Origin of the sequence: Aminobacter sp. MDW-2 (assembly GCF_014250155.1) — a bacterium.
Taxonomy (GTDB): domain Bacteria; phylum Pseudomonadota; class Alphaproteobacteria; order Rhizobiales; family Rhizobiaceae; genus Aminobacter; species Aminobacter ciceronei.
Genome location: NZ_CP060197.1, coordinates 5,294,257 through 5,314,924, shown reverse-complemented (window position 1 = coordinate 5,314,924; position 20,668 = coordinate 5,294,257). Strand labels below are relative to the sequence as shown.

Annotated in this window: 16 protein-coding genes and 1 pseudogene; 16 read left to right on the top strand and 1 reads right to left on the bottom strand. The window is 55.9% G+C overall.

Translation table 11 applies throughout. The annotated features are described in order from the left end of the window. The first annotated feature begins 510 nt into the window (after positions 1-510). The 9 genes from H5P29_RS26250 (at position 511) to H5P29_RS26210 (ending at position 11,179) form a co-directional block, all read left to right on the top strand. Positions 511-2,082 (top strand): ABC transporter ATP-binding protein, encoded by a 1,572-nt coding sequence (locus tag H5P29_RS26250; protein ID WP_154387405.1) that lies wholly within the window; start codon positions 511-513, stop codon positions 2,080-2,082. Further along, complete coding sequence (locus H5P29_RS26245) at positions 2,079-3,170, top strand: ABC transporter permease (RefSeq protein WP_154387404.1); 1,092 nt, start codon at positions 2,079-2,081, stop codon at positions 3,168-3,170. The genes H5P29_RS26250 and H5P29_RS26245 overlap by 4 nt, the downstream gene beginning before the upstream one ends. 12 nt (positions 3,171-3,182) lie before the next feature. Then, the gene (locus H5P29_RS26240; protein ID WP_154387414.1) at positions 3,183-4,103 is read left to right on the top strand and encodes an ABC transporter permease; all 921 of its coding nucleotides are present in this window, start codon (positions 3,183-3,185) and stop codon (positions 4,101-4,103) included. Between the two features lie 37 nt (positions 4,104-4,140). Continuing rightward, entirely contained in the window at positions 4,141-5,220 is a 1,080-nt protein-coding gene (locus H5P29_RS26235) for a BMP family ABC transporter substrate-binding protein (protein WP_154387403.1), read from the top strand. 155 nt (positions 5,221-5,375) lie between these two features. Then, positions 5,376-6,185 (top strand): hypothetical protein, encoded by an 810-nt coding sequence (locus H5P29_RS26230; RefSeq protein ID WP_154387402.1) that lies wholly within the window; start codon positions 5,376-5,378, stop codon positions 6,183-6,185. Between the two features lie 780 nt (positions 6,186-6,965). Next, entirely contained in the window at positions 6,966-9,341 is a 2,376-nt protein-coding gene (locus H5P29_RS26225) for a xanthine dehydrogenase family protein molybdopterin-binding subunit (RefSeq protein ID WP_154387401.1), read from the top strand. Beyond that, a complete protein-coding gene (locus H5P29_RS26220; RefSeq protein ID WP_185910201.1) occupies positions 9,338-10,225 on the top strand; it encodes a xanthine dehydrogenase family protein subunit M in 888 nt (295 codons plus the stop codon). Before H5P29_RS26225 ends, H5P29_RS26220 begins: the two co-directional genes overlap by 4 nt. A 4-nt stretch (positions 10,226-10,229) precedes the next feature. After that, positions 10,230-10,733, top strand: coding sequence for a (2Fe-2S)-binding protein (locus H5P29_RS26215; protein WP_154387399.1), 504 nt, complete (start codon positions 10,230-10,232; stop codon positions 10,731-10,733). Then, positions 10,730-11,179, top strand: coding sequence for a CoxG family protein (locus H5P29_RS26210; RefSeq protein ID WP_154387398.1), 450 nt, complete (start codon positions 10,730-10,732; stop codon positions 11,177-11,179). The genes H5P29_RS26215 and H5P29_RS26210 overlap by 4 nt, the downstream gene beginning before the upstream one ends. Before the next feature lie 111 nt (positions 11,180-11,290). Here H5P29_RS26210 and H5P29_RS32385 read toward each other — a convergent pair. Beyond that, positions 11,291-11,476, bottom strand: a pseudogene (locus H5P29_RS32385) (LysR family transcriptional regulator); the annotation flags it as partial. Between the two features lie 438 nt (positions 11,477-11,914). Here H5P29_RS32385 and allB point away from each other — a divergent pair. The 7 genes from allB (at position 11,915) to H5P29_RS26175 (ending at position 20,619) form a co-directional block, all read left to right on the top strand. Continuing rightward, entirely contained in the window at positions 11,915-13,315 is a 1,401-nt protein-coding gene (allB, locus tag H5P29_RS26205) for an allantoinase AllB (RefSeq protein WP_154387397.1), read from the top strand. A 9-nt stretch (positions 13,316-13,324) separates the two neighbouring features. Then, positions 13,325-14,143 carry a bifunctional allantoicase/(S)-ureidoglycine aminohydrolase gene (locus tag H5P29_RS26200; protein ID WP_185910200.1) on the top strand — a complete coding sequence of 273 codons (819 nt, stop codon included), beginning with the start codon at positions 13,325-13,327 and terminating at the stop codon, positions 14,141-14,143. A gap of 491 nt (positions 14,144-14,634) precedes the next feature. Beyond that, on the top strand, positions 14,635-15,810 hold the full coding sequence (gene argE, locus H5P29_RS26195; RefSeq protein WP_154387396.1) for an acetylornithine deacetylase: 1,176 nt from the start codon (positions 14,635-14,637) through the stop codon (positions 15,808-15,810). A 93-nt stretch (positions 15,811-15,903) separates the two neighbouring features. Continuing rightward, on the top strand, positions 15,904-16,989 hold the full coding sequence (locus H5P29_RS26190) for a CapA family protein (RefSeq protein ID WP_154387395.1): 1,086 nt from the start codon (positions 15,904-15,906) through the stop codon (positions 16,987-16,989). Positions 16,990-17,019: 30 nt separating this feature from the next. After that, the gene (locus H5P29_RS26185; RefSeq protein WP_154387394.1) at positions 17,020-18,027 is read left to right on the top strand and encodes a sugar ABC transporter substrate-binding protein; all 1,008 of its coding nucleotides are present in this window, start codon (positions 17,020-17,022) and stop codon (positions 18,025-18,027) included. A gap of 28 nt (positions 18,028-18,055) precedes the next feature. Next, complete coding sequence (locus H5P29_RS26180) at positions 18,056-19,567, top strand: sugar ABC transporter ATP-binding protein (protein WP_154387393.1); 1,512 nt, start codon at positions 18,056-18,058, stop codon at positions 19,565-19,567. Continuing rightward, complete coding sequence (locus H5P29_RS26175) at positions 19,564-20,619, top strand: ABC transporter permease (RefSeq protein WP_154387392.1); 1,056 nt, start codon at positions 19,564-19,566, stop codon at positions 20,617-20,619. The genes H5P29_RS26180 and H5P29_RS26175 overlap by 4 nt, the downstream gene beginning before the upstream one ends. Positions 20,620-20,668 lie beyond the last annotated feature (49 nt).

Genomic DNA, 20,668 nt, shown 5'->3' with positions numbered 1-20,668 from the left:
AATCACCAACCGTGAGCCTTCAACGATGTGTCGGAGAAGGACGCAGTTGTATCAAGATCGTACTTGGTTGGCTGTGTTATGTCGGCAGAGGCCGACCGGACGGCAGCAAAGAGCTTCACAAGTCAATTTGATGTTCATGCCTGTAAATAGTCAGGCTTGGGCTATGTAAGACTGAAGATGAAGGTCACTTGTTTATTGAACAAGTGTCATGACTTCAGATTTTGCATATGTAAACGCGCAACACACATGCATGCGTGTTGCGGGGCATTTTCCCGTATCGAGACTAACAGCTTGGCCGAGCCGGCATTCTTGCCCGGAATGCTGCTGAAGACCTCGCGGCGATCAACCGCTATTTCGTTGAATATGCATGATAGTCGTCCAATGAAGGATCGGCTGGTGACAGAGAGATAGGCCCATCTGAGTCTCCCGCAATTCGTGATTGCTAAAGCCGGATGATGGACTTTCCGGCTTCATCGAATTGCCAGACATCAACCTCAAATAGGCGGGTAAATGACCAGCAACCCAGCAGTACAAGTCGGCGAGGCGCCCAGGAATGGAGCGCCGCTGCTTTCCCTTTCTGGAATTACCAAGAGATATCCCGCTGTAGTCGCGAACGAAAACATCGATCTTGACGTAAGCGCCGGCGAAATCCACGCGGTACTTGGCGAAAACGGCGCCGGCAAATCAACGTTGATGAAGATCATCTTCGGTGTCGCCCAACCGGATGCCGGCACCATTTATTGGCAAGGTCATCCCGTGCGTATCGATAGCCCGGCTCATGCCCGGGAGTTGGGCATCAGCATGGTGTTTCAACACTTCTCCTTATTCGAAGCGATCACCGTAGCTGAAAACATCTCGCTGACCGTCCCAGGTACGCTCAAGGAACTGTCTCGCAGGATCAGGGAAACGGGACAGGAGTTTGGCCTCAAGGTCGAGCCTGCGGCGCTGGTTTGCAATCTTTCCGTTGGCCAACGTCAAAGGGTCGAGATCATCCGATGCCTATTGCAGGAACCGAAACTCCTCATTTTGGATGAGCCGACATCGGTGTTACCTCCACCGAACGTCGAGCAACTCTTCGAGACATTGCGACGACTTGTCGCCAAAGGCATGTCGATCCTCTACATCAGCCACAAACTTGAAGAAATACGTTCGCTCTGTCACTCGGCGACGATATTGCGCCAGGGTCGTGTTTCTGGACATGTGATCCCTGCTGAAACATCAAGCCATGCGCTCGCTTCGCTGATGATTGGCCGGGATTTGCCGAAGACTGCTCATCCGCCGGCTCGACAGGATGGTGCGGTAAGGCTTCGTGTCGCGAATCTCTCCTCGCACGACCCGGATCCGCACATTGTCAATATTGATGACCTGAGCTTGGAGGTGCGCTCAGGCGAAATCCTCGGAATTGCGGGCGTTTCCGGAAACGGACAGCACATGCTTTCAAAGATGTTGTCCGGCGAAGAGGTTCTCGCCCCATCCGAAAAGCATCGCATCGAGCTCATGGGTACGGCTGTCGCACACGAAAACGCGGGCCGCCGCCGCAACCTTGGGCTTTCATTCGTCCCGGAAGAACGGCTTGGCCGTGGTGCCGTCCCTCCCTTCAGCTTGGCTGATAATTCGCTGCTTACGGGCCATCGAATGGGTATGACCGGTCGCGGGATGGTGCGCAATCAGCCGCGGGACGCGTTTACGGACCAATGCATCGCCGACATGAATGTCGTGTGCGCCGGCAGCAAGTCGAACGCGGCCAGCCTCTCTGGAGGAAATCTACAGAAGTTCATTGTTGGCCGTGAGATTATGATGGCGCCCAAGGTACTGGTGATTGCGCAGCCAACTTGGGGGATTGATGTCGGCGCAGCAGCGATGGTCCGTCAGAAACTCGTGGATTTGCGCGATACGGGAACCGCTATTCTGCTGATCTCGGAAGAGCTCGAGGAACTGTTCGAGATTTCCGACCGCATCGTGGTGATGTTTAAGGGCAGGGCATCGCCTGCCCTTGATGCGCGCGCGACGGACGCCGAAACAATCGGACGCATGATGATTGGCGACATCGCTGCTCCCCTGTTCAGCGAGGCTGCACAATGAATATCAGACAGCCGTTCGTCCTGGTGCCGCGGCAAAGGCAATCGCGCATTGCTTTAATTGCGGTGCCTCTTGTAACCATTTCGCTGACTGTCATCGCGGCATTTTTCCTGTTCGCTGGACTGGGTGCCGACCCTGGCATTGTGCTCTATACGTTCTTTATCGAACCGCTTTCATCCGCTTACAACCTCGGAGAGGTGCTGATCAAAGCAAGCCCGCTGATCCTGATCGCGCAGGGACTTGCAATAAGCTTTCGCGCAAAGGTTTGGAACATCGGCGCGGAAGGACAGCTCATTATCGGCGCGATCTGCGCCAGCCTCATTCCGATTTACTGGTCCCATAGCGACTCAATGCTGATGCTACCCGGGATGATCCTCATTGGGGCGGCGGCCGGCATGGTCTGGGCTGGCATCGCGGCGCTGCTGCGTACTCGCTTCAACGCCAGCGAGGTGATCGTTACGCTCATGCTGACAGAGATTGCCCGGCAGCTTCTCTACTTTCTGGTCACGGGGCCGCTTCGCGACCCGATGGGATACAACTTCCCACAATCGGTGCTATTTCCCTCGGCCGCGCTCTACCCGACGTTCGGTGGCGTCGGCGTGAGGGCCAACCTTTCTATTTTCATCACGCTTGCGGTCACAATCATCTGCTGGGTGTTCGTCTCGAAGAGCTTCGCGAGCTTCAAGTTGCTGGTTGGCGGAACAACGCCTGCCGCCGCAAGGTACGCCGGCTTCCTGCCAAAACAGGCGGTCTGGATATCGCTTCTGATCGGAGGTGCTGTCGCGGGGCTTGCAGGCGTTGGAGAGATCGCCGGACCTATCGGAAAGCTGCAACGAATCATATCCCCCGGCTACGGATTTGCGGCGATCATCGTCGCCTTCCTCGGAGGATTGAACCCCATAGGAATCGTCTTCGCCGGAATGCTCATGGCCGTTGTCTATGTTGGTGGCGACAATTCTCTCGTGACGGCAAACATTCCGGCTTCCGCATCGGTCGTGTTCCAGGGATTGCTACTGGTGTTCTACCTCGCGACTGCCGTGTTCGCGCGGTACGAAATCCGGCGTGCGCCGCCCCCGTTAATCCCCGCGTAAAGGACCTTTATGATGGATGCGCTCACTTTTGTTGTGGCCGGGGCATTTGCGATGGCCACTCCCTTGATGCTCGCAGCGTTGGGTGAACTGGTCACCGAGAGATCGGGCGTTCTCAATCTGAGTGTGGAAGGGATGATGGCGATCGCTGCCGCCATCGCGTTTATGACAACGCATGATACGGGATCGTTCCTGCTGGGCTTCGCTGCTGGTGGCGTTTCAGGACTCCTGCTGTCGGTCGTGTTCGCGCTCCTGGTTCTCGTTTTCCTTGCCAATCAGGTCGTAGCAGGGCTCGCAGTGGGCATCCTTGGCCTCGGATTGTCCGCGCTACTTGCTCGATCATATGAAGGCATGACGATCTTACCAATGGGAAAGATCACCATACCGATCCTCTCCGATCTGCCACTCGTCGGTCCAATCCTCTTTCGTCAAGACGTTATGGTGTATCTGGCAATCGGTTCAGCCATCACACTCGCTTGGTTCTTGTTCAAAACGAAGCGGGGCCTTGTGTTGCGGGTCGTCGGGGAGAATCCACAGGCTGCTCATTCGATAGGTCTTCGCCCTATCCGGGTCCGCTTTATCGCTGTTCTCTTCGGTGGCCTGATGGCTGGTCTGGGTGGTGCGTACGTCTCCATCGTCCTGACGCCACTCTGGTCGCAAGGAATGATTGCAGGTCGTGGCTGGATCGCCGTGGCGCTCGTCGTATTTGCCTGTTGGAGGCCAATCCGCCTCACGGTGGGGGCCTATCTGTTCGGTGTCGTCTTGCTTCTCGATCTGGCGATCCAGGCCCTCGGGTTAAGCATACCGTCGGTCATCCTGACCTGCATGCCTTACGCATTGACGATAGTGGTGCTGACCATCGTGTCCTCGGACGCGTCTCGCATCCGTCTCAACGCACCGGTCTCCCTTGGAGAAAACTTCCGGCCGGCAAACTAGCTGGTCGGATTCAAGCAACAAGAATGGAGTTGGGAACATGAAGATCTGGGTACGCACTTTATTGGGAGCAACCGCGCTGGGCTTGCTGCTTTCGGGGCCTGCTGCCTCGGACCCTTTCAAGATCGGCTACATAATCCCGAACGCAATTGGCGAAGCGGGGTGGGACCATGAACTTGAACGCGGCCGCCAGGCGATCGTCGATCACTTCGGCGACAAGGTCCAGGTCAATGCCGTCAACGGTGTCGGCGAAGGGCCTGATGCCACGCGCGTCATGAACAGGATGGCAGCTGACGGTACTAACATGCTCATTCTTGGAGCATTCGGACTCATGAATGACGGACTGGTGCTCGCGCGACGCTATCCAGACCTTAAGGTTCTGCATTATGGCGGTTACGTCAACGAACCAAACTTCGCGACGCTTGCACTCCGTCACTACGAGGCATCCTATCTTTGCGGCATGGCCGCGGGCATGGCCGCCAAAACGGGCAATCTCGGCGTTGTAGCCGCATTCCCTTTGCCGGAAGTCCTAAGCATCATGAACGCCTATGTACTTGGCGCACAGAGCGTGAACCCCGACATTAAGCCGGTAAAGGTCGTGTGGCTCAACTCCTGGTTCGATCCTGCAAAAGAAAAAGCGGCTGCTGAATCGCTCGCATCCCAGGGTGCGGAAGTGCTGTATTCGCTGTTCCCCGGAACTCCTTCGACCGTGTCGACAGCCGAGCAACTTGGTGTCTACGTAACAGTTACGTTGTCCGACAACACAATGTTTGCACCGACCAAGCATCTTTGCTCCGCACAAGCTGAATTCGGCCCCGCTCTGATCCGGAAGATCCAGGACGCTATCGACGGGAAGTTCGTTGGAGACGACACCTTTTCAGGCGTGAAGGATGGCTCGATGGGCATTGCTGGGCTCAGTCCCGACCTTAGCGAAGAGCAAAAGAAGCAGATCATGGCCAGGCTCGAGGAGATGCGAAACGGCAGCTTCCAGCCATTCAGAGGGCCTATTATGTCAAACACCGGGCAGGAAATTGCCGCCGAAGGTACAAATCTCGACGACACTGCAATCAAGTCGATGAAATTTCTAGTCAAAGGCATAGACACCACGCTTCCCAACTAAAGACGAACCTTGTCTCGGATTGCCAGACGGCTCGCGAGGGCCGCTTGGCAGTCCACGAAACCTCGTCGAACGAATGGGATCGGACAGTCTGGAAGACTAAGGCTGTCTCCTTGCTGGTACTCACATCATCGAAGCAACTTCCACGGGAGGGGAAAATGAACTTCACGCCAAAATCCTGTCTGAATGGACTGAAGAAATTCTTGATTCGAGCCATGTTGCTCGTTGCGGCCAGCCACGGCCTGTCAACTTCCGCATTGGCGCAGACCTTTTCTGCCAATCAACTGCAGCTTCATTTCGGCGGCGGGTATCGTTTTGGGGGAAATGGTGCTGAAACAACGACCCGAACGATGCTAGAATTCCAGCATTTCAGCGCTTACAAATATGGCGATCTCTTTTTCTTCGCCGACGTCTATCGGGATCATCAGTGGGACGGGACTTCAAACCGAGTCAACTTCTATGGCGAGGGTTATGCACATCTGAGCGCGAAGTCGCTGGGAGGCATTCCATTCGGAGAGGAATCGTTCCTGGCAGATATCGGGCCGGGTATTGGCTTCAACGCCGGTCAGGATTTCTTGGTTGCCATTTACGGTGCGAGAGCCAGCTTCAAAGTACCGGGTTTTAGCGTGTTGACCTTTGGGGTCTATGCCTATGACAATCAGATAGACCCGTATGGTCGTGACCTAGATACGACCTATCAGGCCACTCTCGTTTGGGACATTCCGTTCGCAATAGGCGATCAGAAGTTCTCAACGGGAGGGGTTCTCGACCTGATCGGCAGCCAGGGTGTGGGAGTAGAGGAGCAAATCTATTTTCAGCCGGAGATCAGGTGGGACGTAGCCAATGCGCTCGGCCAGAAAGCCGGCAGTTTCGATCTGGGTTTGAGATACGTCCACTTCAACAACAAATACGGGGTCGATGGCGTGGATGAGAATGCGATGTCCGTGTTCGTCTCCAAGAAATTCTAATGTATCAGGGACTTGCCGCGGCCTTGTGACGAGGCCGCGGTATGTGCAAACAGCTCGAAGCGGCTGGGCAAAACAAAATCCGGTTTGATCGACGGGCATTGGCTCGATGATGCGTGCCACCGCACGCGACTCAAGCCGAGCTCGTCCGTCTTGTCACTTCTGTCACGCTCGATCGCGCACGGCCGATCTCAGAGCGTAACTTCGTTGAGCTATTTCAACAACGAGGTTGAGCACCACATTTCGGTATGACGATCCGATCGCACTTTAGAAAACTTAGGGGCGCAGCGCGTCCGCCATCGTCATATCACAAGGAACCTCTTCCCTCCGAAGGGTAAAGCACGGCGCGGGTGCCTGTATGATAGCTATTGACACGGGGATAGCTGTATGAAAGCTTTCCTGAGAACAATAATAAAAGGGAACATAGAGATTGGACCGTAAGACAGTTCGCCCCATTGGGAATCGTTGTCGAGGCCAGTATTCACTGGTGAGGTAGGATTCGGACGCGTCGAAGAAAAGACGTCGGTCGATTGCCTGGCCGTTTGGCTTCAGCGGCAGTTGACGCTCGCGTCAGTATCGCGAAGACCCCGCCACAAGAACCGAAGGTTTGCAAGCGCCAGCAACTTCGGCAACTCGAAAAGAGAGCATTGCCATGTGGCTGGTTGAGAATTTGGTTCCCTGAGGATTTAGAAGTCCAACGGGTGCACTGCGGACGGTGTCCGGATCGACACTCTTTCCGGCAAATGGTTGCGCGACAAGCTGTGTAGAACTGTGGAGGTTTGCATGTTTGCTGACATTAATAAGGGCGACGCCTTCGGTACCTGGGTCGGAAAAAGCGTACCGCGTCGCGAGGATGCGGATATCCTTGCAGGGCGAACCGAGTACATTGCCGATATCAAGCTTCCTGGCATGCTTGAGGCCGCGTTCCTGCGTAGTCCGTTTGCTCATGCTAGGATCGTCTCGATAGACGTCTCACAAGCCCTGGCTCTGCCTGGTGTGTACGACGTCATGGTGGGCGCGGATATTCCGGACTATGTCAAACCGCTTCCCCTCATGATTACCTACCAGAACCATCGCGAAACCCCGACTTTCCCGCTGGCCCGAGACATCGTTCGCTATGCCGGTGAACCGGTCGCTGTGGTCGCCGCGATAAATCGCTATGTCGCAGAAGATGCACTGGAGTTGATCGTCGTCAAATATGAGGAATTGCCTGTCGTCGCTTCCATCGATGCTTCGCTTGCTGTTGACGGGCCACGTCTCTATGAGGGATGGCCTGACAATGTCGCGGCCAAGGTCAGCTCGGAAATTGGCGATGTGGACGCGGCCATGGCATCTGCCGACCTCGTCTTTGAGGAGCGGTTCGAAATCCAACGCTGCCATCCGGCTCCGCTCGAGACGCGCGGCTTCATCGCGCAATGGGACTTCAAGGGCGAGAACTTGAATGTCTGGAATGGTACGCAGATCATCAATCAGTGCCGTGATTTCATGTCGGAAATGCTGGATATTCCGGCCAGCAAGATACGCATCAGATCGCCCCGTTTGGGTGGAGGCTTCGGTGCGAAATTTCATTTCTACGTCGAAGAACCCGCGATCGTGCTCCTTGCCAAGCGGGTCAAGGCACCGGTGCGCTGGATAGAAGACCGGCTGGAGGCTTTTTCGGCGACAGTTCACGCCCGCGAGCAAGTCATCGACGTCAAACTCTGTGCCATGAACGACGGGCGCATTACCGGCATTATCGCGGACATAAAAGGCGATCTCGGCGCGAGCCATCATACAATGTCGATGGGACCGGTCTGGCTGACTTCGGTGATGATGACGGGTGTCTATTTGATCCCGAACGCACGTTCCGTCGCAAAGGCGATTGTAACCAACAAGCCGCCGTCAGGTTCCTATCGCGGCTGGGGACAGCCTCAGGCAAACTTTGCAGTCGAACGGATGGTGGATCTTTTGGCGCACAAACTCCAGCTTGATCCGGCTGCGGTGCGGCGGATCAATTACGTGCCTGAAGCCAGAATGCCTTACACCGGTCTTGCTCATACGTTCGACAGCGGCCGGTATGAGGTATTGCATGACAGAGCACTGAAGACGTTCGGCTACGAGGCATGGTTGGAGCGCCAGGCAGCAGCGCAGGCCCAAGGACGGCGTATTGGGATCGGAATGTCGTTTTACGCCGAGGTTAGCGCCCATGGCCCATCGCGTTTTCTTAATTATGTTGGTGGACGGCAAGGTGGTTACGACATTGCACGTATTCGGATGGATACGACCGGTGATGTGTATGTCTACACAGGCCTCTGCGACATGGGTCAGGGCGTGACCAATAGCTTGGCGCAAATAGCTGCCGATGCGTTAGGTTTGAATCCTGATGACGTGACGGTAATGACGGGAGATACGGCCCTTAACCCCTACACCGGCTGGGGCACAGGGGCTAGCCGTTCGATCACTATCGGCGGTCCGGCTGTCATGCGCGCGGCGACGCGTTTGCGGGAAAAGATACTCTCTATTGCTCGTCATTGGCTTCAGGCCGATCCGGATACGTTAGTTCTGGCAAATCGCGGCGTCATGGTGCGCGACGATCCGGGTCGTTATGTATCTTTCGCTTCCATCGGCAGGGCTGCCTATTGCCAAATCATCGAGCTGCCGGAGGATGTAGAGCCGGGGCTCGAGGCGGTAGGGGTTTTCGACACAGTGCAGTTAGCTTGGCCATACGGCATGAACCTGGTTGCCGTTGAAGTCGATGAAGATACCGGCGCGGTGTCGTTCCTGGACTGCATGCTGGTTCACGACATGGGAACGATCGTCAATCCGATGATCGTGGATGGCCAACTTCACGGCGGAATTGCTCAAGGCATCGCACAGGCTCTCTATGAAGAGTTGCGCTATGACGAGAACGGTCAACTAGGGACAGGCTCCTTTGCGGACTTCCTGATGCCTACAGCCAGCGAAATACCAAACATGCGTTTTGACCATATGGTGACCGAGTCACCGCTCATACCGGGGGGGATGAAGGGAGTCGGAGAAGGAGGCACTATCGGTACTCCGGCCGCAGTAGTGAACGCTATCGAGAATGCACTACGCCCAATCACGAACTCGAAATTGAACCGAACTCCGGTTACCCCAGATCGCATCTTGACCGCCATTTCTGCCGGAGCATGCGCATGAAACCTACCGCGTTTGACTATATTCGGCCGACCAGCTTGCCAGAAGCGCTCGCAATCCTGGCCGAACATTCCGACGATGTCGCTATACTTGCTGGCGGGCAAAGCCTGATGCCGCTGCTCAACTTCCGAATGTCCCGTCCGGCACTGGTACTCGATATCAATGACATTTCCGAGCTGCAGCAGGTTCGATGCGAAAACGATACCTTGTATGTCGGGTCGATGGTCCGGCACTGTCGTGTTGAACAGGAAGAAATCTTCCGCTCGACGATACCGTTGATGTCCGAGGCGATGACTTCGGTCGCGCACATTCAGATCAAGACGCGAGGTACTTTGGGTGGCAATCTTTGCAATGCGCACCCGGCGTCGGAAATGCCTGCGGTGATAACTGCATTAGGCGCCTCAATGGTCTGCAAGTCCGAGAAACGGGGGGAGCGCGTTCTTACGCCCGAAGAGTTCTTCCAAGGCGCCTTGCAAAACGGTCTTCAAAGCGATGAACTGCTTTGCGAAATCCGCATTCCCGTACCATCCCAATACGTTGGATGGGCGTTTGAGGAAGTCGCGCGGCGGCATGGCGATTTCGCACAATGCGGCGCCGCAGTTCTGATCGGCGCTGAGGATAGGAAGATCGATTATGCGCGCATAGCCCTTTGCAGCATTGGCGAAACGCCGATCCGTTTCCATGCTCTGGAGCAATGGCTTATCGGCAGGCCGGTCGGAAATGATCTGCCTGCAGATGTAAAGCTCCATTGCCGCGAAATCCTCGACGTTGCGGAGGACTCGACGATGACTGCCGAGAACAGGGCGAAGCTTGCCTCCGCCGTGACTTCCAGAGCCATCGCCAGGGCCGCAGACCGGATTGTTCATCTCGATGTAAAGAGAGGTTGAAGTTATGAGCAGTCACGTAATTTCTCTTACCGTCAACGGCCAAGCAATTGAACGAAAAGTGGACAGCAGAACTTTGCTGGCGGATTTCCTGCGCGACGAGTTGCGCCTCACCGGGACCCATGTCGGTTGCGAACATGGCGTGTGTGGCGCATGCACAATCCAGTTTGATGGGGAACCGGCACGCAGTTGTTTGATGCTTGCGGTTCAGGCCGAAGGCCATTCGATCCGGACTGTCGAAGCCTTGGCCGTCGATGGCTGTTTGGGAGCGCTCCAGCAGGCATTCCATGAAAAACACGGTCTTCAGTGCGGGTTTTGTACGCCTGGCCTGCTAATGACACTGGACTACGCGCTGACAGCGGATCTTCACATTGACTTTTCAAGCGACAAGGAAATTCGAGAGCTCATTTCCGGAAACCTTTGTCGTTGCACGGGCTACCAGAACATAATCAACGCAATAAAGTCCGTTTCTCCTACGACTGAAATTGCAAAGAGTGAGGAACTTGTATGAAGTTCGAAGGAAATTACGACATAGACGCGGAACCAAAAAAAGTATGGGAATTGCTCAACAATCCTGAGGTGCTTCATAAGAGCATTCCTGGATGCGAAGAAGTTATCCAGACTTCTCCTGTGAAGTATGAAGCGGTTGTGACGTTGAAGATCGGGCCAATCAAGGCGCGCTTCCAGGGTCACGCAGAAATGACAGAGCAGCAGCCACCAAATCAGTGTGTAATCATATTCCAAGGTTCAGGTGGCATTGCGGGCATGGCACGCGGCGAAGCCAAGGTTCTGCTTACACCGAATGACCGAGGGACTGAGTTAACCTATATTGCGGATGTCGTGATCGGTGGAAAAATTGCACAAATAGGATCTAAGCTGATCGAGGGAACTGCTCGTAAAATCGCTGACCAGTTTTTTAGCAATTTCGTCAATTATATCAGCGTCAATGTCCCGTAAATACACAATTGAAGGTGGCTATATGCTCAGTTGAGTTCATGCGCAGTCTAATCAGGTGGCACTGCATCTGAAACAACTCCGAAATTGCATTTCGTTGGTCTACGGCCAAGCCATCGATCGCGGCCAGCTCTGTCTCGATGCGATCAACGCCGGGAGCGACGCCGACGATCAGTCGCGTGCCAGCCTCGGTCGGCGCAACGCTTCGGGTGGTGCGTGTCAGTAGGCGAACCCCGAGGCGTTCTTCAGCAGGCGGATTGTGTGGCTCAAGGCGGATTGTGAGACGCCGAGCCGCGCTGCAAGCAATCATAAACCTATCATAATGATGTTGACAGCCTGTAGAACAGGGGTCTTGATTGCATCGCAGGGTCGAAGAGATCTTGATCCTGATAATCGGTGGGAACTGGCATGAACGCTACGACAAGGGTCTCCAAGGCGGGGCATCGATCAATCGCAGTTCATGCTGGTGCCAACCGTTCTGCTCGCCGGCACCGGGGGAGCGGTGCGTTCGTTCAGGGCAGTAAGACCATTTCAGTAAAGCGACGAACAACATTGTTCCGCTGAAATTGATAATGCCGTATCCGAGGCGATCAATAAGTATCGAAAGGAACAAGGCGGGATCGGGGTGTAATCGTGCACTCCGGGCCGGCATTGGTCGGCGATCGCGCCGGCTTTGAAAGTCGTCGAGTCAGCCCGAAATACAGTGTATCCGGGCAAAGCCTAGTTAAGGAACCATCCATGGATCTTTTTATCAAGAATGTGAGGGTCATCACCGAAAACGGCAGTTTCGAGGGCGGCGTGGCGGTCGACAAAGGTGTAATCGCGCAGATCACCGGTGCGAACGGACATGTCGACGCGGATGAAACCATCGATGCGGAAGGATTGTATCTTCTGCCCGGCATCATCGACGCGCATTCCCATTTCAGCCATCCTGGTCGCGAGTTTGAGGGGTTCGAGGCCGGTACGCGGGCGTCCGCGGCAGGTGGCGTGACAACAGCGATCGACATGCCGCTCGCCGACATTCCGCCTATGGCCACGGCGAAGGCGCACGCCGCCAAATATGAAATGGTGAAAGATCTTTGTGTGGCCGACTACGCATTCTGGGGCGGCCTAATCGATGACAATCTCGAACATCTCGATGAACAAAATGAACTGGGGGTCGTAGCCTACAAGGCGTTCATGCGCAGGTCCAGCAGCTACCCCAAGGTCGATGACGGACAGCTATTCACCGGCCTGCAGAAGACGGCGAAGTTTGGCAACATTGTTGGCGTGCATGCGGAAAACGACACGCTGATCGAACATTTGGAAAAACGGTTGAAGGCGGAGGGCCGTCACGATCGCATGGCTTGGAACGATTCGCATCCGATCGAATCGGAGCTTGAAGCCATCAATCGGGCGATCCTTCTGGCAAAGGCTGCCGCAAGCAGTTTGTATATAGTCCATATCAGTTGGGCCGGGGGCGTCGACACGGTGCGTGAAGCCGCTCATCGGGGCCAGGATGTTTATGCCGAAGTCTGTGCCCACCATCTGTGCTTTGACCTGGACGACTATCTACGCGTCGGGCCTCGCTTACGCTCCGCGCCGCCGATCCGGTCGCGGCCGGAGGTGGAGGAACTTTGGGACCGCGTGCTGCGCGGCAAGGTTGACGTGATCGCGTCGGATCACTCGCCGTTTCTCCCGGACTTGTACAAGGCCGGCGAAAACGATGTCTGGCAGGGCACCGGCGGCATTACGGGCATCCAGTCGATCCTGCCGGCGATTATCACGGAGGGCGTGCACATGCGCGGCCTCTCCTGGGAACTCCTGGTAAAAATGATGTCGTCCAACCCTGCGCGCATTTTTGGCATTTATCCGCGCAAGGGAGCGATCGTACCGGGAGCGGACGCAGATTTCGCGCTGGTTGACCCCCAAAAGGTCTGGACCCTTCAAACGGAAGATCTTTTCTACCGCTACAAGGAAAGCCCGTACGTCGGCAAAGAATTCTGCGGTCGTGTCGAACGCACTATTGTTCGCGGCAAGACAGTTTTCCTGGAAGGGAAAATAACTGCCGACAAAGGGTATGGTCAGCTGGTTCGACGAGAAAGCGCCACTCACGGGCGACCGCTTCATAAACACCAGCAATCGGTTCGACATTTGTGAGAGGTTCTCGTGGATAGAAATTCATCCTTGGTTGCTGGCGGCCTTCCTGATCAAAGACAGCTTCTTTCCAGCAGGGCAGTCTTTACGCCAGCCTATGCCATTATTCCGGGCTCCGTCCTGAGGGACATCGTTTCAAGTGCCCTGCCGGAATGGCGCGACACGCGGCTTTGGGTGTTGGCGCGGCCGCTTTCAGGTTTCGCTGAAACCTTTTCGCAATATTACATGGAAGTGTCGCCCGGCGGCGGCAGTGAAGATCCGGAGCCCGATCCGCACGCGCAAAGCGCAATCTTCGTGACTGCTGGAACGATGACGATCACCACCAACGGCGTTCAACATCGCATGGTGAAGGGCTCATTCGCTTTTATACCCGCCGGCCAGGTGTGGCAGATCATCAATCCGTCAGCAGAGATCTGCCGGTTTCAATGGATCCGCAAGAAGTTCGAGCCGGCTGGCAAACTGGGAACGCCACCGGCGATCTTCACCCATGAAGATAAAGCTGCCGGCGTAAGCATGTGCGATGAGCCACCCTTGTGGGGCTCCGTCCGGTTCATCGACCCAAGCGATCTACGCTACGACATGCACATCAACATCGTCTGGTTTGAAGGCGGTGCGACGATCCCCTTCATGGAAACGCATGTGATGGAGCATGGCATCTACATATTGGAAGGCAAAGCGGTTTACCGGCTCAACAGCGATTGGGTGGAAGTCGAGGCCGGCGACTTTCTCTGGCTTCGTGCCTTTTGCCCACAGGCTCTTTATGCCGGCGGTCCTGACGGACTTCGCTATCTCCTGTACAAAGACGTGAACCGCCACATGAAACTGCTATGACCATCGTAACAGTCTGACCCTGTCAGCCAAGGATTCTGAACCAAATACTACGGCATGGTCAGTTTGTACGTGAGTCAAATATAAGCTCAGTTTCTTATTATCACCTGCGATCTCATTGTCCGGCCGGTTCACCTAAACTACGGCTGGCTCCCTGGTAGGCGGAAGCTCTCTTGTCTCGCCAAAACGCGCTGATCGGCCGACTGGCCGATCGCGAGCAATGCCGCTGGGCAAGCAGACTTTTGGCCCGATCAGGTTCTGTCTCGATTGTCGCCGCAGAGCCGGCTGCCGATCTACGCGCGCGGGCTCCAGACATCGAGTTGATAGGTGTCTGCCATACGGCCGGTGTGCGAGCCGACAAGTAACGAGACGCTTCGTTGATGATCGAAAATGACTGGGTGTCAATTTTAGAATTGACTAAACTAATGGACTGTAGGAAAAAAAGTTCATCTGAAGGAAACTTTCCGCCTGACACAAAAATTTGGAGTGGTACGATGAACGGCTCATCAGCGGTCGGTCTTGAATCGACTTTGAATGTCATTGAACGTTTCATTTCTTTTAACACCGAAAGCTCTCGCTCCAACCTCGAACTCGTCGATTGGGTTGAGGGCAGCGTCAAAGGACCGCGAGTCAGCTGCTTCAGGACGTTCAACGCAGAGAAAAGCAAGGCGACGCTTTGCATAACGGTAGGCCCTCCGGTGGACGGCGGCGTAGTCCTTTCGGGGCATATCGACGTCGTCCCGGTCGAAGGACAGGCATGGAGCAGTGATCCGTATTCGTTGCGTCAGGCTGACGGGCGGCTCTATGGCCGCGGAACCTGCGACATGAAGGCCTTCGGTGCCATTGCGGTGGCACACATTCCCTATTTCCTCGCATCCAACATCGCCAAGCCGGTTCACATAGTTCTGAGCTATGATGAAGAAGTGACGAGCCGAGGGTCGATTGCGGTAATCGAGGAATTCGGAAGATCGTTGCCCAAGCCTTCCTCGGTCATCGTCGGCGAGCCGACGATGATGAAGGTCGCAGATACCCACAAGAGCATCTCGACCTATTACACCACAGTGACGGGCCACGAAGCACATTCCTCGAAACCGAACATCGGGGCAAATGCAATCATGGGTGCCTGCGAATTGGTCGATGAACTGTACAGGTTCGCCGCCCGGCTTGAAAAAGAGACAGACCCCAGCGGAGGGCTGGAGCCCGCCTATTCGACCATTAACGTCGGCACGATTTCCGGCGGCACGGCCCGAAACATACTGGCTCGTGAATGTAAGTTCCACTGGGAGTTCCGTGGCTTGCCCGGAATACCGCAGGACCTCGCCGTGCGGCATCTGGAGCGCTATGCCAGCGCCAAGGTACTTCCAAGACTGCGCCGGTACACTGACGACGCCACCATATCCACTATTGTCGGCACAGAAGTGCCGGGCCTTGTGCGCGAGCCAGGTTCGATGGCGGAGACGCTGGCGCTGAAACTCAGCGAGTCCAATGAGACGGTCTCGATGCCGTTCGCCACCGAGGCTGGTCAGTTCCAAGTGCGCGGATATCCAACTGTGCTGTGCGGTCCGGGCAATGTGGACCAAGCGCATCAGCCAGATGAATACATCGCCGTGGATCAGGTCGAATCTTGCATGCGCTTCATGCGACGATTGGGCGAGTATTTGAAGGGATAACAAGCCAAACGTGCTTGAATCGAGTGTCAACCTGTATTATAGTATGAACCTATATGATAGTATGAAGATACCTAGCTAACATGAGGTGAAATCGTGCATGCGTTGGGTGTGGTATTGACAGGGGATATCTGCCCGACACGCGGTCTTGTGGCTGATGCCGCAGACGTAAAACAGACGTTCCGGCTCATTGAAAACGCAGATTTTGCCCTCGGCAATTTTGAGATGCCGCTCACGGATCAAGTTAGAGCAGTTGAGAAGCTGCTAAACATTAAGGCTGATCCGTCCATCGCTCCTACACTTTCGGAGCTTGGGCTCGACATGGTGACGGTAGCCAACAATCACGCGGTCGATTACGGCTGGGAGGGGCTTTCCCAGACCATCGACCTGTTGCGGTCGCAGGGTCTGACTGTCATAGGCGCCGGCTCAAACATCGCTGAGGCTACGGCGCCGGCGATCGCAACGGTGGCAGGCAGGCAAATTGGAGTGCTTGCCTATTCGTGCCTCCTGCCGACCGGCATGTCGGCAGGGATCAATCGACCTGGCATCGCTCCCATCCACGTGCAGACATCATACGAAATCGATCCCTACTATCAGATGGAGGAGCCTGGCGACCTGTCTGCAGTGCGCGCCAGAACGCAAGCCAGGGAGACCGACGTGGAGGCGGCGGTTGCGGCAATCCGCGCGCTCCGCAACAAGTGCGACACGCTCATCGTCACAATTCATTGGGGTTTCGGATCGGGAGAGGAGCTCGCCGAATATCAGCTACCGCTGGCGCAAAGGCTAATTGACGCCGGCGCAGACATTATCCATGGGCACCATCCGCATGCAGTTCACCCCATCGGCTTCTATCGCGGCAAGCCTATTTTCTTTGGTTTGGGCACCCTGGTCGGCCAGCAGGTTTTTCTCGATGCGCCGCCGGCCGTGCGGGCGCTCTGGGCAGAAATGTCGCCGGACGGATATGTCGCAACCATTTCGATTTCGCAATCCAACGTTCTCGGGATCGAGTTAACCCCGACTACCCTGAATTCTGATCGCCTTCCCTTAATCGCAAAGGACAATGATTTCGATCGGATACATCACCGTCTGGTGAGCCTGTCGGCGCCGTATGGAGCCAATATCGAATTGGACGGAACGGTCCTGCGTGCCAGTGCCGCCGCACTGGATTGCCAGAGAAATTGAATTTTCCACAACAAAAAAAGGGGAATAGCCATGGAAAAGAAAACGACAACTATCTGCCTCGATGCGGAGATGACGCGCCGCTTGTTTACTGGCGGTGCTGCAGCTTTCTTCGCGGCGCTTGGCCTCGGGGTAGGGTCCGAAGCCAGTGCGCAGGAAAAGGTCATCGCCATCAGCTTTCCGAACTCCTCGACAATCGGTGCAGTGATCACCACCCTCAATCAGGCAAAAGCGCGCGGCAAGGAACTCGGCTTTAATGTCATCGTCGATGATCCGGGCAGCGACCTGAACAAGCAGATCAACACGATCAAGACCTGGATCCAACAGAAGGTCGCCGTTATCGTCTGTGTCGTCTTGCAGCCACAGGTCTTTGTGGCGATCGCAAAACAAGCACGCGATGCCGGCATCGCGTGGATAACCTATGGCGAGAAGATCGAGAATCAGAACGCCACGGTGGGGTATGCTCAATATGACGACGGTCGCCGCCTAGGCGAGTATGCTGGCCAGTGGATCACCGAGAATCTCGGCGGCGCCGCCAAGGTCGCGATCCTCGGCTATGAAAAGGGCTCATGGGGACAACTGCGCGGCAATGGCATTAAGGACGGCCTTAAGGCACACGCTCCCAATGTAGAGATCGTCGCTGAGCAAGACGCGATCACTCCGACGGAAGGCCTGAACGTCACCCGCACGATCCTCCAGGCGCATCCGGACGTGAACGTCATCCTCGGTGTTGAGGATCCAGCGACAGAAGGCGCCTACAAGGCTTGGATTGCCGCCGGCAAGGATTCCAAGGATCCCAAGGCCTTCATCGGCGGCATGGACGGAACGCCCCCGGCGCTTAAGCTGCTGCGCGAGGGGGGTACCATCTATCGTGCGTCTATGGCCATCCCGCTCACGGAAGTTGGCAATGCAATCGCCGAAACGGCCGACCGGCTGGTGAAGGGCGAGGAGACCGGAGATAAGATCGTTCCGCTTGCGCTAGTGACTGAGAAATCGGGGGACGCGCAGAAATTTTTGGACGAGCAAGGCGTTACAGACTGATTTCAAAATAGGCTGGGAGGAGACCGCCATGACATTCGCGGTTAAGAAACTCTGCAAGGCCTATGGAGGAGTTGACGTTCTGAAGAGCGTGAATCTTGCTGTCGAGGACGGAGAGATTCACGCGCTCTTGGGCGCCAATGGGGCCGGAAAGTCGACCTTGATCAAATGTCTGTCGGGAGCGATCACTCCCGATGGCGGAGAGATCAAGGTCGGGGAGCAGCACTACAAGGCGTTAACGCCAAAACTGTCGCGCGACGCCGGGATCGCGGTTGTTTACCAAGAGCTTTCATTGGTGATGTCGCTCGACGTCGCCGACAATGTCTTCTTGGGACGAGAAGTCTGTACCGGGCCCTTTGTCCATCGCAGCAAGCAACGATCCGAAGCGATCTCCTTGCTCTCCCAGATGGGGATAGCACTCAATCCCGCCACGGATTTGAGCGAGGTCTCCAGTGCCGAACTGCAAGCCATAGAGATTGTCAAAGCACTCTCGGCGCGGCCGAAAGTACTCATCTTGGACGAGCCGACGGCGTCACTGTCGGAGCGGGAGGCGGAGCGCCTTGGCGAGAATCTGAAACAACTTCGCAAACAGAATCTTCCCGTTCTTTATGTTACGCATCGTCTCAACGAAGTCTTCGATCTCGCGGACCGGGTGACTGTTCTGCGGGGGGGAGAAGTGGTGCTCTCGGGGCGCGTTGACCAGCTGAGTCACGATGAACTCGTACACGCGATTGTCGGCAAGAACGTCTTCAGGGGGCGTGCCAGACAACGTCAAGCTTCTCACAAGTGCGAGAAGCCACTTCTCGCCGTCAAGAACGTCGTTTCGCCCGGCATTGGCCCGATCAGCTTCGACGTGTTCCCCGGAGAGGTGGTGGGGGTGTTCGGGCTCGTGGGTTCCGGTCGGACGGAATTGCTCGATACGCTGTTCGGTGTCCAGCCGCTCCATTCCGGAACGATTACGCTGAACGGGGAATCCTATGTGCCGAACAAACCCGCTGATGCGGTTAGCCGAGGCGTGGCGCTGGTTCCCTCGGACAGGCTGAGGCGCAGCATCTTCCAAAGCCTCTCGGCTTTGGAGAACGCGCTTCTTTCGACCTTCCGCCATGTGAGCGCGCGCGGCCTCCGTAAGCACAACGCCGAAGCCATGGTGTTTTCCGATGTAGCGGAGCGGCTGAATCTACAGCCGCGGCGCATGGACCTGGAAGCGCAGCGATTTTCGGGTGGCAACCAGCAGAAGCTGGTTCTCGCACGTTGGCTGAATGACACGCAGGAATGCCGTCTTTTACTGCTGGATGAGCCGACCCAAGGCGTAGATGTTGGGGCACGCCGGGAAATCTATGATGCGATCCAACTGGTCAGTTCTAACCCCTCCCGGGCGGTCATTGCTACATCGAGTGAGCCAGACGAACTGATGCAGATCGCTACACGCGTAATCGTATTGTCCGGCGGCAAGATTGCCGGGATAGTTAGTGGTGACGACATCAACGAGACAACGCTCATCGGCCTGGCTCACAAGATCGAACACAGGGAAGACATAGCATGAGTACGAAAGCTCCTTCGATGACAGCCCCAGTTTCAGGCTCGCGATACCTTCGTGCCGCAAGCCAGACGAGCTTTCTGATTAACAACATTCTGCTCGGCACGCTGATAGCAATGGTACTATATTTCACGTACCAGAGCAGCGCATTCCTCACCGTCTCCAATTTTACGGTCATCCTGACGAACTATGCTGCCATAGGGGTGGTAGTCGCGGCGATGGCCATCTTAGTCATAGCCGGCCATGTGGACCTTTCGGTTGGCTCGAACATCGCATTCTCGGGGATGATCTCGGCGGTGGCGATAACCAAATTCGGAGTGTCGCCACCGATCGCGATCCTTGCCGGCGTGTTGACTGGGTCGCTGATCGGAGCCATCAATGGGTTCCTCTGCGGCATACTGCGCTTCAATCCCATCATTGTGACGCTGGGCATGCTCAGCTTCCTGCGCGGCGTCACCCTGCTGATTAACCCGACCGAAGTCTACGGGCTTGGTGACACATTTTTCTTCATCGGCAACGGGCGCTTGCTCGGCGTCCCGATCCTCCTATTGATCGTCGCGACCTGCTTTATTTTGTCTGCAGTCTTCATGTCGAAGACCGTGTGGGGACGATATGTTTATGCGGTCGGGGTCAACCCGCACGCCGCGTTCTTGGCAGCATTACCGGTGAAGCGCCTCCTGGTAAGCCTCTACATCGCGACCGGCGCGGCAGCGGGATCGGCTGGTGTCCTCCTCGCCTCACGTCTAGATGGCGTGTCGCCCGGTGCGTTGGGCGTGCAGATGGAGTTGCAGGCGCTAACCATTGTCCTGCTCGGCGGTGTCGCCTTCGCCGGTGGTAGAGGACGGATTTTCGGCGTGGTGACAGCATGGATCTTCCTCGGTGTTCTCGAAAATGGTCTGACTTTGCTCAACGTGCCACCATTTATTCAGCTGGTGGCAAGCGGGCTCGCGTTGGTGCTTGCCGCCAGCCTCGACGCCCTCGGAAGCTATTTGGGGCCGCGCATGGCGCAGCGCGCCAAGATCGCTGAGCAACTGGAAAAGGCGAATATGACCAAGTAATAAAACTTCGACTCTCCACATCCGCAGCATCACCGACCCGCTCACTTTG